Source organism: Micromonospora tulbaghiae, from assembly GCF_900091605.1.
GTDB classification, from domain to species: domain Bacteria; phylum Actinomycetota; class Actinomycetes; order Mycobacteriales; family Micromonosporaceae; genus Micromonospora; species Micromonospora tulbaghiae.
This window is the reverse complement of sequence record NZ_FMCQ01000001.1, coordinates 1,091,945-1,104,469: the sequence shown is the minus strand read 5'-3', so window position 1 is coordinate 1,104,469 and position 12,525 is coordinate 1,091,945. Positions and strand designations below refer to the sequence as shown.

The 12,525-nt window shown below is 72.9% G+C and carries 10 protein-coding genes; 2 read left to right on the top strand and 8 right to left on the bottom strand.

Annotation, left to right across the window (positions count from 1 at the left end; all coding sequences use genetic code 11):
- Window positions 1-31: 31 nt before the first annotated feature.
- Genes GA0070562_RS05365 through eno form a run of 4 tightly spaced genes read right to left on the bottom strand, consistent with a single transcriptional unit; the run spans window position 32 to window position 3,072 of the window.
- Window positions 32-541, bottom strand: a complete 510-nt coding sequence (locus tag GA0070562_RS05365) for an amino-acid N-acetyltransferase (RefSeq protein WP_091415839.1) — start codon at window positions 539-541, stop codon at window positions 32-34.
- 1 nt (window position 542) lies between these two features.
- Window positions 543-1,100 carry a DUF501 domain-containing protein gene (locus GA0070562_RS05360; protein ID WP_013284095.1) on the bottom strand — a complete coding sequence of 186 codons (558 nt, stop codon included), beginning with the start codon at window positions 1,098-1,100 and terminating at the stop codon, window positions 543-545.
- A 23-nt stretch (window positions 1,101-1,123) separates the two neighbouring features.
- Entirely contained in the window at window positions 1,124-1,759 is a 636-nt protein-coding gene (locus GA0070562_RS05355; RefSeq protein WP_091416251.1) for an FtsB family cell division protein, read from the bottom strand.
- A gap of 29 nt (window positions 1,760-1,788) precedes the next feature.
- Entirely contained in the window at window positions 1,789-3,072 is a 1,284-nt protein-coding gene (eno, locus tag GA0070562_RS05350) for a phosphopyruvate hydratase (protein WP_091415836.1), read from the bottom strand.
- Between the two features lie 212 nt (window positions 3,073-3,284).
- Here eno and GA0070562_RS05345 point away from each other — a divergent pair, with 212 nt between their 5' ends.
- Window positions 3,285-3,977, top strand: coding sequence for a hypothetical protein (locus GA0070562_RS05345; protein WP_091415833.1), 693 nt, complete (start codon window positions 3,285-3,287; stop codon window positions 3,975-3,977).
- 161 nt (window positions 3,978-4,138) lie between these two features.
- Complete coding sequence (locus GA0070562_RS05340; RefSeq protein ID WP_254663726.1) at window positions 4,139-4,894, top strand: NAD(+) diphosphatase; 756 nt, start codon at window positions 4,139-4,141, stop codon at window positions 4,892-4,894.
- A gap of 3 nt (window positions 4,895-4,897) precedes the next feature.
- Here the strand turns inward: GA0070562_RS05340 and GA0070562_RS05335 are convergent, their stop codons facing one another.
- The 4 genes from GA0070562_RS05335 to mfd all read right to left on the bottom strand — a co-directional run bounded on the left by GA0070562_RS05335 (window position 4,898) and on the right by mfd (window position 12,372).
- Entirely contained in the window at window positions 4,898-6,517 is a 1,620-nt protein-coding gene (locus GA0070562_RS05335; protein ID WP_091415830.1) for a DUF885 domain-containing protein, read from the bottom strand.
- Between the two features lie 388 nt (window positions 6,518-6,905).
- A complete protein-coding gene (locus tag GA0070562_RS05330; RefSeq protein ID WP_091415826.1) occupies window positions 6,906-7,895 on the bottom strand; it encodes a nucleoside triphosphate pyrophosphohydrolase in 990 nt (329 codons plus the stop codon).
- Window positions 7,892-8,662, bottom strand: coding sequence for a SurA N-terminal domain-containing protein (locus GA0070562_RS05325; RefSeq protein ID WP_091415824.1), 771 nt, complete (start codon window positions 8,660-8,662; stop codon window positions 7,892-7,894). The genes GA0070562_RS05330 and GA0070562_RS05325 overlap by 4 nt, the downstream gene beginning before the upstream one ends.
- A gap of 47 nt (window positions 8,663-8,709) precedes the next feature.
- The gene (gene mfd, locus GA0070562_RS05320; RefSeq protein WP_091415820.1) at window positions 8,710-12,372 is read right to left on the bottom strand and encodes a transcription-repair coupling factor; all 3,663 of its coding nucleotides are present in this window, start codon (window positions 12,370-12,372) and stop codon (window positions 8,710-8,712) included.
- Window positions 12,373-12,525 lie beyond the last annotated feature (153 nt).

Genomic DNA, 12,525 nt, shown 5'->3' with positions numbered 1-12,525 from the left:
CGGCGCCCACCCTACGGCAGCCCGCGCACGGTCAGAGGCGCAGCAGCATGCGGGTGTTGCCCAGGGTGTTGGGCTTGACGCGCTCCAGGTCCAGGAACTCGGCCACACCCTCGTCGTACGAGCGCAGGAGCTGCTCGTAGACGGGCTGCGGGACGGGTGCGCCGTCGATCTCGCGGAAGCCGAACGAGCCGAAGAAGCCGGTCTCGAACGTCAGCACGAAGATCCGGGCGATGCCCAGCTCCCGCGCCGCGTCGATCAGCTCACCGACGATCCGGTGCCCGATCCGGTGGCCCCGGCAGGACGGGTCGACCGCCACCGTCCGGATCTCGGCCAGGTCCTCCCACATGACGTGCAGCGCGCCGCAACCGACCACGGCGCCGTCCGACGTCACCGCGACGCGGAACTCCTGCACGTCCTCGTACAGCGTCACAGTCGCCTTGCTGAGCAGCCGACGGTCGTCGGTGTAGGTGTCCACCAGTCGCCGAATGCCGCGTACGTCGGTGGTGCGGGCCCGGCGGACCGTGATCTCGTCGGCGCTCATCTCACTGGACCGCGGGCACGTCCACGCAGGGGCCGGCCGCCCACCACTTCTCCACCAGCGCCAGCGTCTCGTCACCGAACGGGTTGACCCCCGGCCCGGCCGCGAGCGCGTGCCCGAGGTGCACGTGCAGGCACTTCACCCGCCCCGGCATGCCACCGGCCGAGATACCGGCGATCTCCGGCACCTCCCCGATCGCCTCCCGGCGGGTCAGGTAGTCCTCGTGCGCCGCCCGGTACCGCGCCGCCAGCTCCGGATCCTCGGCGAGCCGCTCGGCCATCTCCTTCATCAGCCCGGCCGACTCCAGCCGGCTGCACGCCGCCGTGGCGCGCGGGCAGGTCAGGTAGAACAGCGTCGGGAACGGCGTGCCGTCGGCCAGCCGGGGCGTCGTCTCCACCACGTCGGGCAGGCCGCAGGGACACCTGTGGGCCACCGCGCGGGTACCGCGAGGGGGGCGTCCGAGCTGCGCGGCCACCGCGGCCAGGTCGGCCTCGGTGGCCGGCTGGCGTTCCGGCGGGGGTACGGAGTCCGCCGCCGGCTCCTGCGGTGGTACGACGCTCAAGGAAGTGCCTCTCGAATCAAAGCTCACTTGTCGGGGCGCTCGGCGTTGGCCGCCCGCACGCTCCCCCACAGGGTGTCGTACCAGGGCTCGGGCGGCTTCGGCGCCCCCGGCTTCGCGCCCTTGCCGGCGTCCTTCGCGGCGCCCTCCGGGTCGGAGAGCACCACGAGCAGCGTCTCGCCCGGCTTGCCCATGAAGAACCGCTCCCGGGCCTGCGTCTTGACGTACTCCGGATCCTGCCACTTGGCCGCCTCGGCGGTGAGCCGGTCGATCTCGGCCCGCTGGGCGGCCTGCGCCGCCTCCATCCGCTCGATGTCGGCCTGCTGGTCCAGGTAGACCCGGACCGGATAGGTGTACGCCAGCGCGAGCGCGATCAGCACCGCGAACAGCACTGTGGCGCGCCCGGTGAAGCGCCGGGGTTGGGGTGCGGTGAGCCGCTTGACCGGGCCACCGGCGGCGGTACGCCGGGCCGCGGCGGGGCGGCTCGCGGAGCGTACGCCGTCGGTGGCACGAGACGCGCCGGGTGACCGGCCGGCGGCGCGCGCCTCCGCGCGGACGCCGTTGTCGCGTGCCGTGGACCGGACCCGGGCACCGCCCGCCCGGCCGGGCTGACCCGGCCGGCGGGCGGGCCGCTGGCCACCCGGTGTGCGGCGCTGCTGCATCGTCACACCCCTCCCCCGGAGCGTCTCGCTCAGGCCGAACGGTAGCGCGGGAACGCGCCGGCACCGGCGTACCGCGCCGCGTCTGCCAGCTCCTCCTCGATCCGCAGGAGCTGGTTGTACTTGGCCACCCGGTCCGAGCGGGCCGGTGCGCCGGTCTTGATCTGCCCGCAGCCGGTGGCGACGGCCAGGTCGGCGATGGTGGTGTCCTCGGTCTCGCCGGAGCGGTGGCTCATCATGCACTTGAATCCGGCCCGGTGGGCCAGGTCGACGGCGTCGAGCGTCTCGGTGAGCGAGCCGATCTGGTTGACCTTGACGAGCACCGCGTTGGCGGCCTGCTCGGCGATGCCCCGGGCGATGCGCTGCGGGTTGGTCACGAACAGGTCGTCGCCGACGATCTGGATGCGGTCGCCGAGCGCGGCGGTGAGGGTGGCCCAGCCGCTCCAGTCGTCCTCGGCCAGCGGGTCCTCGATCGACACGATCGGGTAGTCGCCGGCGAGCTTGGTGTAGTAGTTGCTCATCTCCTCGGCGCTCTTGGCGCTGCCCTCGAACGTGTAGGTGCCGTTGTCGAAGAACTCGGTGGCGGCCACGTCGAGCGCGAAGACGATGTCGGTGCCCAGCCGGTAGCCGGCCTTCTCCACCGCCTCGGCGATCAGGTCGAGCGCGGCGGCGTTGGTGGGCAGGTTCGGGGCGAAGCCGCCCTCGTCGCCCAGGCCGGTCGACAGGTCCTTCTTCTTCAGCACCGACTTCAGCGCGTGGTAGACCTCGGCGCCCGAGCGGAGCGCGTCCCGGAACGTCGGCGCGCCGATCGGCGCGATCATGAACTCCTGGATGTCGACGTTGGAGTCGGCGTGCGCGCCACCGTTGAGGATGTTCATCATCGGCACCGGGAGCAGGTGCGCGTTCGGGCCGCCCAGGTAGCGGAACAGGCTGAGCTCAGCGCTGCCCGCGGCGGCCTTGGCCACGGCCAGGGAGACACCGAGGATGGCGTTCGCGCCCAGCTCGCCCTTGTTGTCCGAGCCGTCGATGTCGAGCATCTTCTGGTCGATCAGCCGCTGCTCGCTGGCCTCGTAGCCGATGAGCTGGTCGACGATCCGGTCCTCGATGTTGGCGACCGCCTTCTCGACACCCTTGCCCAGGTAGCGATCCTTGTCACCGTCGCGCAGCTCGACCGCCTCGAAGGCGCCGGTGGAGGCGCCGGACGGCACCGCGGCGCGGGCGATCGTGCCGTCGTCGAGCCCGACCTCGACCTCGACCGTCGGGTTGCCCCGCGAGTCCAGGATCTCCCGGGCGACGATTCCCTCGATGGTTGCCACTGAGTCGCTCCTCGTTTGTGTGGTTCCGGTCCGTATGGGCCGCGACGGTGCGGCTGAGGCAGGTGTTGAACGCAGCGTATCGGTCCCCGCCCTGCCGCACCCCGCTCGGGGCGGCCCCCGAGGCGCTTGCTGAGACGGACATTCCCGGATTACCGGTCGTCAACCGGCAACCGGTTTGCGAGACGTTGCGTCGATCGACAAGGCTGGGCATCATGCCTGCCGCCTCGACGACTCTCCGCGTGCTCGCCGCCTCGGTCATCGCGTCGCTCTCGGTCACCGGCTGTCAGGCCCTGGACGACGCGAACGTCGCGCTCGGTCGCGCCGACCTGGTCAACGACCTCGCCGCGCGGATGGACCGGGCGCTGGAGCAGACCTGGGCCGCCGACTACCAGATCGACGGCGGCCGGACCGCCTCGATCGCGCAGACCAAGAAGCCGCTGCGGTCCACGTACACCTGGCCCGGCGGCAAGATCACGGTGACCCAGGAGTCGGTGACCCGGTGCGCCAGCACCGCCGCCCGTACCTCCTGCACCGTCTCGCCGCCCGTGCTCACCGCCGGGAAGCCGTCAGTGATCGTCTACGACGAGGCGCGCAAGCAGGGCCTGGTCACGCCGCCCGCGGTGATCCGGCTGCTCACCGACGCTGCGCTGGCCCCGGAGGCGGTCATCGAGCAGAGCGACACCACGCTCGCCGGTCGCCACGCCACCTGCGTCGACGTCACCCACGACGGGGAGCGCTTCACCGCCTGCGTGACGAACGAGGGCGTGCTGGCCAGCTTCTCCGGCACGCTCGACGGCAAGCCCGCCGAGGTGACGCTGAGCCGCTACACCGAGAGCGTCGAGGCCGCCGCGTTCGCCGTGCCGGACGGCGCCGGCGTGGTGGACCGCCGCCCGTCCACGTCGTGACCCTGCCCGCAGGTTCCGCATCCGGTGCCGGAGGTCGGGCCACCGACGGTTCCTCGTCCGGCGCCGGGACTCGGGCCGTTGTCGCTCGCCCGCCGGGCATCGGATTCCTGCCCGCGGCCGATCACGGGCGGCCGCCGCGGCCCGACGACCTGGCGCTGCCGGTGGCCGGCCGGAAGCTGCTGACCGGCCCGGACGAGCAGCCGCTGCGGATCGGCGCGCTGCCCGGCGACCTCGCCTGGACCCCGATCGGCACGCTCGACGGCATTCCGGCGTGGGCGGCCGAGGTGACCGACCCGGAGTCGCTGCCCGGCCGGTGGCGCAGCTGGCGCGGCCTCGCCGCCGAACTACCGGTACCCCGCACCGACCTGGCCGGGCGGGCGCTCGCCGTGGTCACCTGGCGGCGTACGCACAGGTGGTGCGGCGCGTGCCGGGCCGAGCTGGCCGACGTGCCGGGCGAGACCGCGCGGCGCTGCCCGGACTGCGCACTGACCGTGTTCGTGCCGCTGTCCGTCGCGGTGCTGACCGCGATCACCCGCCCCGGCCCGGCCGGTGGCGCCGACGAACTGCTGCTGGTCCGCCACGCGCAGGGGCCGACCGGGTTGTGGGCGCTCGTCGCCGGGTTCGTCGAGGCGGGCGAGTCGCTGGAGGCGGCGGTGCACCGCGAGGTCGCCGAGGAGGTCGGCCTGACACTCCGGCGACCGGTGTACGTGGACAGCCAGCCGTGGGCGCTGTCCGGGCCGGGCACGCTGCTCGCCGGTTTCACCGCCGAGGTGACCGACCCGGCCGCCGAACCGCTTGCCGACGGCACCGAACTGACCGAGGCGCGCTGGTTCCCGGCCGACGCGCTGCCCGCCGAGCTGCCGCCCGCGTACTCGCTGTCGCGCTGGCTGATCGACGCGGTCGCCGCCCGGCGGTGACCCTCACACCCTCAGCAGCGTCCGCAGGTGGCGCGGCGGCGGGCAGTCGTGCGCCAGCATGGCGTCGTGCCAGTCGCGCAGCGGCACACCGTCCGGCCGGGCGGCGGCGATGTCGGCCATCTCGCTGTAGCCGACGAAGTACGTGGAGAGCTGGGTCGAGGTGAGCAACGCCCGTCGCCACTTGCCGGCCGCCTCGCCCTCCTCCTGGAAGCCGCGCCCGGTCATCAACGCCATCGCCTCGGACTCGGGCAGGTCGTCGCAGTGCACGAGCTGGTCCAGCAGCGCGTTGATGGTCATCCGGAGCTGCATCTTGAGCTGCTGCAACCGCACCGGCAGCCCGCCGAAGCCGAGCCCGGCCATCAGCTCCTCGGCGTAGACCGCCCAGCCCTCGACGAACACGCCCGACTCGGTGAGCGCGCGTACCCGCGTCGGGCCGTCGTAGCGCCGGGCGTGTGCGAGCTGGAGGAAGTGCCCGGGCATCGCCTCGTGCACGGTCAGGTTGCGGATCATGTGGTCGTTGTACTCGCGGTAGAACGACTCGACCCGCTGCGCCGGCCAGTCCGCCGGGGTGGGCGAGATGCAGTAGAACGTCGGTACGTCGGCCGTCTCCAGCGGACCCGGCGAGTCGCAGTACGCCACCGCCACGCCCCGCGCGAACTCCGGCATCTCCTGGATCACGCACGGGTCGCTGACCATGCTGACCAGGTCGTGGTGGCGGACGAAGTCACTCGCCTCGTCCAGCGTGACCGAGGCGAGGTCGACGATCGTGGCGTCGTCCGGGTGCTCGGCGGCGAGCAGGTCCAGCGCCCGGCGTACCGTCTCGTCGTCGGCGGGACCACCGACCAGCTCGACCGACGCCGCGCGGATCTCCTCGGTGACCCGGTCGAGGTTGGCCCAGGCGCGGCGCTGCACCTCGGCGGCGCTCAGCTCGGTGTCGAGCGTGTGCCACAGCCGCGCCTCCCACCGCCGCCGGCCCAGCCGCGGGTCACGCCCCGGGCCGGCATCGGCGGCCAGGCCCTGCCGCAGCCAGGCCACGAACTCCTCCAGCGCGGCGATCGCCTCGGTGGCCGCCGGGCCGACCCGGTCGCGCAGCGCCGGCGCCTCGGCCAGCAGCCCGGGCACCTCGTCGCGGATCAGCGCCGCCGTGCCGGTGAACTGCCCGACCGCCGTCTCCGCGTGGACCCGCGGCATGTCCCGCAGCGTCGCGCGCGCCGTCGACAGCGCATCGGGTACGGCCGACAGACGCCCGGCCAGGCTGATCAGGCGCTCCTCGGCCGGGGCGAAGGGCCGGGCCAGCAGGGCGTGCAGCAGCGGCCCCGGATTGTGGCGCAGCGGATCCCACTCGTGACTGCGGATCTCGGTGGCCTCGAACAGACCCCGGTCGACGAGACTGGAGAGCAGCGCGTGGTCGACGCTCTCCGCCGGGTCGAGCGCGTCCGGGTCGATCTCCGCGAGCGCGTCGGCCGCATCCTTCAGCATCGCCTGGTCGACGGCGAGGGCGTCGGCGGAGAGATCGGGCAGCCGGTCGTCGTACCGGTGGTCCCCGGCGGAGGTGGCCAACCCGGGCCGGCTCTCCAGCAACGCCTCCACGATCCGCTCCGCCAGCGGCCCAAACGTCTCCATCCCCCGACCCTACCGACCGCCCCCTTCCCTCCCTCCTCCCCGCGCCGCCACCTCGCGCCGCCTCCCCGCGTCGCCTCCCCGCGCCGCTTCCCCGCGTTGATCAAGGAGTTTGTGTCCCCGTCAGCGTCCAATCCCGACACAAACTCCTTGATCACCGCCGCGAGCGCCACACCCCAGGCGGGCCGTGGATCTTGGTACGAAACGGCCCCCATAGGGGCCCTTTCCTACCAAGATCTCCAGCGGAGTCCGGGATGTGGACTGCTATCTCGCCTACCGGGAGGCGGGACAGCCATCTGCGGCGATCTTGCACTTTGTGCCCCGATGGATGGGGCATTCGCGACATCCATGGGGCCACAAGTGCAAGATCGCGGGGCGGGGAGGGCTTTGGTCAGGTGGGGTGGTTGGGGGTGGTGCGTTCGGCGGCTCGGATCGCTTCGGCGTACGCCAAGGTGGCCCGCCGCAGCGCGGCCTCGGGGTCGATGCCGGCCTGGCGGGCGGCGGCGACAGTGGCCAGCAGGCTCGCGCCGAGCCGGGCCTCCGGGTCGACCTGCGACTCGGCCAGCGGCGGCGGTACGGCGAGGCCGACCCGGCCGGCCCGGTCCAGGACCTTCGCGGCCAGCGAGAGCGCGGGCTGGCTCAGCGCGATGCCGTCCAGCACCGATTCGCGGGTCTTCTCGGCCCGCTTGATCCGTTCCCAGTTCGCCTCGATCTCCTCGATCGAGCCGGCCGGCTCGCCGGAGAACACGTGCGGGTTGCGCCGCACCATCTTGTCGACCAGCGTGCCCGCGACGTCGTCGACGGTCCAGCTCTTGCCGTCCGGCAGGTTCTCCGCCAGCCGGGCGTGCAGCAGCACCTGGAGCAGCACGTCGCCCAGTTCCTCGCGGAGCGCGTCGGTGTCGTCGGCGCTGATCGCGTCGTACGCCTCGTAGCACTCCTCCAGCAGGAAACCGGCCAGGGTGCGGTGGGTCTGCGCCCGCTTCCACGGATCGCCACCCGGGGAGGCCAGCCGGTCCATCACCTCTACCGCGTCGAGCAGCCGGGCGCCGGGTGGATCCCACGAGCCGTACATCAGCTCCAGCTCGGCCAGGCCGGGCTCGCGGGCCAGCCGCAGCCCCAGCTCACGGGCCAGCGTCTCGTCCCCGGCCGGGCCGGCCAGCCACACCGCGCCGCCGTGCGCGGCGGCGGCGTCGAGCAGCGCCTGGGTCGCGCCCTCGGTCACCACGCTCACCTCGGCGCCGGCCATCCGGACCGCCCGGGTCAGCTCGCTCTCCGCACCGGCGAGGACCGGCGCGGAGCGTACGGCGTCCCAGGCGGCCGAGGTCAGCAGGCCGGCGGGCAGCCGGGGTGAGGTGACGAGCAGGACGATCCGGGCGGTCATACGGCTCCGGGAGCCGGCGAGTCACCGGCCGGCGCCTCCGGCGTCGAGATGTCGGTGACCGGGCCGTCCTGGTCGACGTACGGCAGGGAGTAGAAGACGAACGACTGGCCGGTGTTGACCAGCGACGGCACGCCCGTCACGCCGAATCGGGGGTTGACGCGGACGTCCGACTTCTCGGACTGCTCCTGCAGCGCGCTGCTGAGCGCGGTGGCGGTACGGACGAACCCGGCCTCGCCGAACGCCTGCCGGACCTGGTCGACGGTCAGGCCCGGCTGGATCGCCCCGGTCTTCTCGATGGCGTGGTAGACGGCCATCAGGGACTCGTCGCTGAGGTCGGCCGGGGGCAGGCTCTGCTGGAGCGTGCCGGAGAGGTCGACCCACTCGCCCCACAGCTTCGTGTACTCGGTGGTCGCCGGCATGCGGAGCGCCTGCTGGATCTGCTCCGGGGAGATCTGGTCGGTGACCTGGAGGCCCTTGTCGGCCGCCACGCGCTTGCCCAGGTCGATCGCGACCAGCAGGTTCAGCACGTCCTGCCGGGTCACCGGGGACCGCAGCTCCGCCGGCGACGGCGTCTGCGGCGCCTGGCTACGGACGGCGTCCGCGTACTGCCGCTGCGCGTCCTCGTAGATCGCGTCGACCCGGTCGACGGAATACCGGGTGTCGCCGACGTACGCGGCGACGTCCGGGGCGGAGCGGCCACAGGCGGCGAGAGAGAGCGCGGCAAGGGCCGCGACGCTGACGGCGACGAGGGAACGGCGAGCACGCATGAGGGTCACTCTCTCACGGCGAGTACGGACCTGTGACTCCGCCCACCTCATCGCGCACCCGCCGCCGACCGGGCGACACCGGCGAACTCCTCGGGCTTGCCGAGGACGTCGGCCAGGAGCTGACCGCACCACTCCAGCAGCGCCTGGTCGCGCAACGGCTCGCCGCCGATCCGCCGGGTGCTCGGCCGGGGCACGCTGACCTGGTCGAGCGCCTGCTTGTAGACCGAGTCCGGGTGGTAGCGCTTGAGCCGCATCTGCTTCGAGTCGGGCAGCGGCAGCGGGCCGAACCGGATGTGCTTGCCCTGCATCGACACGTCGGTCAGCCCGTAGCGGCGGGCCAGCAGCCGGAACCGCGCCACCGCGACCAGGTTCTGCACGGGCGCGGGCGGCTCGCCGTACCGGTCGGTCATCTCGGCCACCACCTCGCGCAGGCGCTCCTCGTCGCGGGCCTCGGCGAGCTTGCGGTACATCTCCAGGCGCAGCCGCTCCACGGCCACGTAGTCGTGCGGCAGGTGCGCGTCGATCGGCAAATCAATCCGGACCTCCGTCGCCAGATCGCCAGACTCGGTGCTCTCGCCCTTGAAGGCGGAGACCGCCTCGCCGACCATCCGCACGTACAGGTCGAAGCCGACACCCTCGATGTGGCCGGACTGCTCGCCGCCGAGCAGGTTGCCGGCGCCGCGGATCTCCAGGTCCTTCATCGCCACGTACATGCCCGCGCCGAGTTCGGTGTGCTGGGCGATGGTGGCCAGCCGCTCGTGCGCGTTCTCGGTGAGGGGCTTCTCCGGCGGGTAGAGGAAGTACGCGTACGCCCGCTCCCGGCCCCGGCCGACCCGGCCGCGGATCTGGTGCAGCTGGGCCAGGCCGAGCAGGTCGGCCCGCTCCACGATGAGCGTGTTGGCGTTCGGGATGTCGATGCCGGACTCGACGATCGTGGTGCAGACCAGGACGTCGAACTCCTTCTCCCAGAAGCCGACCATCACCTTCTCCAGCGCCTCCTCGCCCATCTGGCCGTGTGCCACCGCGACCCGGGCCTCCGGCACCAGTTCCCGCAGCTTGCGGGCCGTCTTCTCGATCGACTCGACCCGGTTGTGCAGGTAGAAGACCTGACCGTCGCGCAGCAGCTCACGGTGGATGGACGCGGCCACCTGGCGGTCGTCGTACGCGCCGACGAACGTGAGCACCGGGTGCCGCTCCTCCGGCGGGGTGGCGATGGTGGACATCTCCCGGATGCCGGTGATCGCCATCTCCAGTGTGCGCGGGATCGGGGTGGCCGACATGGCGAGCACGTCGACCGAGGCGCGCAGCGTCTTCAGGTGCTCCTTGTGCTCGACGCCGAACCGCTGCTCCTCGTCGATGATCACCAGGCCGAGGGATTTGAACCGGGTGGACGCCTGGAGCAGCCGGTGGGTGCCGATGACGATGTCGACGGTGCCGGCGGCGGCCATCTCCAGCGTCTGCTCGGTCTCCTTCGGCGTCTGGAACCGGGACAGCTGCCGGATCGACACCGGGAACTGGCTCATCCGCTCTGCGAACGTGTTGTAGTGCTGCTGCACCAGCAGCGTGGTCGGCACCAGCACGGCCACCTGCTTGCCGTCCTGCACCGCCTTGAACGCCGCCCGTACCGCGATCTCGGTCTTGCCGTAGCCGACGTCGCCGCAGATCAGCCGGTCCATCGGGACGGTCTGTTCCATGTCCCGCTTGACCTCCTCGATGGCGGCCAGCTGGTCGGGCGTCTCCTGCCAGGGGAACGCGTCCTCCAGCTCCCGCTGCCACGGGGTGTCGGGGCCGAAGTTGTGCCCCTTGGACGCCTTGCGGGCGGCGTAGAGCTGGATGAGCTGCGCGGCGATCTCGCGGACCGCCTTGCGCGCCCGGGCCTTGGACTTCTGCCAGTCCGAGCCGCCCATCTTGTGCAGCGTGGGCTGCTCGCCGCCGACGTAGCGGGAGAGCTGGTCGAGCTGGTCGGTCGGGACGAAGAGGCGGTCGCCGGGCTGGCCACGCTTGCTCGGCGCGTACTCGATGACCAGGTATTCGCGGCTGGCGCCGTTCACGGTGCGCTGCACCAGCTCGACGTACCGGCCGATGCCGTGCTGCTCGTGCACCACGAAGTCGCCGGCCTTGAGCTCCAGCGGGTCGATGGTGTTGCGCCGCCGGCTGGGCATCTTGCGCATGTCGCGGGTGGAGGTGCCCCGGCCGCCGGTGACGTCGTTGCCGGTGAGCAGCACGAACTTCGACGCCTCGTCGACGAACCCGGCGGTCAGGCAGCCGCACGACACGAGCAGCTCGCCGGGCGCGGGCGCGGTGGGCACCTCCTCGGTGAGCCGGGCGCCGAGACCGGCGTCGCGGAGCACCTCGACGGCCCGCTGGGCGGGACCGTGCCCCTCGAAGACGAGCGCGATCGACCAGCCCTCGCCGGCCCAGCGCACCAGGTCGTCGACCACCCGGGCGGTCTCGCCGTGGTAGAGCGGCGCCGGCTGGGCGGCCAGGCTCACCGCGATGGCGTCGTCGGGGGTGACGTCGACCTCGGTGGGCTCGTCCTCCCAGGGCTGCCGGGCCGGTGCCGCGTCCGCCTCGACCAGGCCGAACGGCGCGAGCGTCCACCAGGGCTGGCGCAGGGCGCGGGCCGTCGTGCGTACCTCGGCCAGGGTCTTGAAGGCGGCGGCGCCGAGGTCGACCGGGGCCTGGCCGCCGACGGCGGCCGCGGCCCAGCTGGCCTGGAGGAACTCCTCAGAGGTACGGACCAGGTCGTGCGCCCGGGTGCGGATGCGCTCGGGGTCGCAGAGGAGTACGTGGGTGCCGGCTGGCATGCAGTCGACGAGCAGTTCCAGCGCGTCGGCGCCGATCAGGGCGGGGGCCAGCGACTCCATCCCCTCGACCGGGATGCCCTCGGACAGCTTGTCCAGGATCTCGGCCAGCTCGGGGTGCTCGGCGGCGAGCGCGGCGGCCCGCTTCCGCACCGAAGGGGTCAGCAGCAGCTCCCGGCACGGCGGCGCCCAGAGCTGCGCGACACCCTCGATGGTGCGCTGGTCGGCGACCGCGAAGGTGCGGATCTCCTCCACCTCGTCGCCCCAGAACTCGACCCGGGACGGGTGCTCGTCGGTGGGCGGGAAGACGTCCAGGATGCCACCGCGTACGGCGAACTCGCCGCGCTTGGTGACCAGGTCGACCCGGGCGTACGCCATGTCGGTGAGCCGGCGGGCGACCTCCTCCAGGTCGGCCTCGTCACCGGCGGCGAGCTGCACCGGCTCCAGGTCGCCGAGGCCCTTGAGCTGCGGCTGGAGCAGCGACCGGACCGGCGCGACGACGACCCGCAGCGGCTCGGTGCGGCCGTGCGCGTCGGTGGCGTCCGGGTGGGCCAGCCGGCGCAGCACGGCGAGGCGTCGCCCGACCGTGTCGGAGCGGGGCGACAGACGCTCGTGCGGCAGCGTCTCCCAGGACGGGAAGACCGCGACCTGCTCCGGCGGCAGCAGGCTGCCCAGCGCGGAGGCCAGGTCGTCGGCCTCGCGGGTGGTGGCGGTGACCGCGAGCACCGGGCGGCCCGCACCGCCGGCCGGCTCGTCGGCGGCGACCGCGGCCACCGCGAACGGACGCAGCGCGGCGGGGGCGGTGAGGTCGAGCCCGTCGACCTGGGCGGCACCGGAGCGCGCCAGGTCACGCGCCCGGGCCAGCCCCGGGTCGGCCAGGGCGGCGGAGAAGAGTCCGGTGAGCATCAGTGATCACTTCCAGCGGATCGACACACGACGACGACCCCGCGTCCAGCCGGACGGGGGGTGCACCGTCCGAGCCTATCCCCCTCTCCCGACAATCCGGGCCCGCCCAGCTTGCGGATCTTGACGCCTCGCGAGGAGGCGTGGTGCGGTGGG